We start from the raw sequence: 1253 nt of genomic DNA, 5'->3' as shown, positions 1-1253 counted from the left end.
ACATTTTTTATTTATATACGTTATTTCTATGAACAATGATTATTCATTATTAATTTATAATTATAGATTAATTTGGAAATTTTATTTTTTATATTATTTTACTTTATTAACTTTTGTATGATATAATATATGTTAGTGTTTATTGTTTTTATATATATTTAATTTGGATTTTTTTATGAGTGATATTATTCGTATTATTGCAGAATTATTATCTTCTACATGTGCTTTATTTATATTTTTCTATGCAATGTTTTTACGGTATAAATTTAAAGGTTATAGTAACAAATAAATTGTGAAAAAAATGTTGTTAAGCACATTTTTGTTCATTATATTTGTTATATTACTTTCTATAACAGTTTTTATTTGTATACGTTATTTATATGAAAAATGATTATTTATTATCTTTATATAATAATGTTTTTGATATTTTATTTTCAATATTTGTTTTTATATTTTTATTAAGTTATAGATAAAGTGATGACAGTTGGAAAAATAGTATAAAGGAAGCAATTAAGACATTTAGTGGGTTATTTTTGGCGTTTTGTTTTATTTATGTTGCGTTTAAATATATTATATATTAGTATTTATATTTAAGTTATGTTTGATGAAAAATTATTTTCATTTAAATAAGTTTCTATTATTTGTAATAATATATATTTTTTTATTATTATGAAATTTCTTTATAAAATTGAAATAATCATTTATTGTAAAATACAGATGAATTTATGTGTATTTTATTGTTAATTTTTTCTGTAACTATATTACATATGCATCATATTTTATGATAAATGTATTTCATCTTTCTTGATGAGGGTGTATTTTTCTATTTTCATTGGAAAAATGCGCCTGTAAGAAATGCTTAATTTCCTTATTAGAGAAGTCTTCTTTCCTACTTTTATGATGAGATTTCTGAGCATAAAAAATATATGTAAAATCAATTATAGTATTTAAGTTTAGAATTTGAATTCAAATATTTTATCTATATGTCACGCGCTAAAAAGAGGCTATAAGTTGCTTTTGGGTGTTTAAAGAACTTGTCAGTAATGCTTATGGCCGTCGAGAGACGATAAATGTTTTGTGCGTTTCTGCACGTCTCAAAATTTATTTTTGAAATAAGCTAATTTAGTAAATGTAACTTACTATACTTCTAATCTCTACTAATTATCTTCAGAAAGAGGAAGTGAGGCGATTTCTGTATCAAGTGCATCCATAAAATCGATAATAAAAGCAGCATTTGTCCCCAAATCTCTTGG

1 pseudogene is annotated in these 1253 nt (G+C 21.5%); it reads right to left on the bottom strand.

Annotated elements, in window-relative coordinates:
• Nucleotides 1–1157: 1157 nt before the first annotated feature.
• Nucleotides 1158–1253: pseudogene (locus tag ACFIL8_RS10515) on the bottom strand (DUF1499 domain-containing protein); the annotation flags it as partial.

This window comes from Bartonella sp. AP57NXGY (assembly GCF_042195805.1).
Lineage (GTDB): Bacteria > Pseudomonadota > Alphaproteobacteria > Rhizobiales > Rhizobiaceae > Bartonella.
This window is presented reverse-complemented; position numbering and strand designations above follow the sequence as displayed.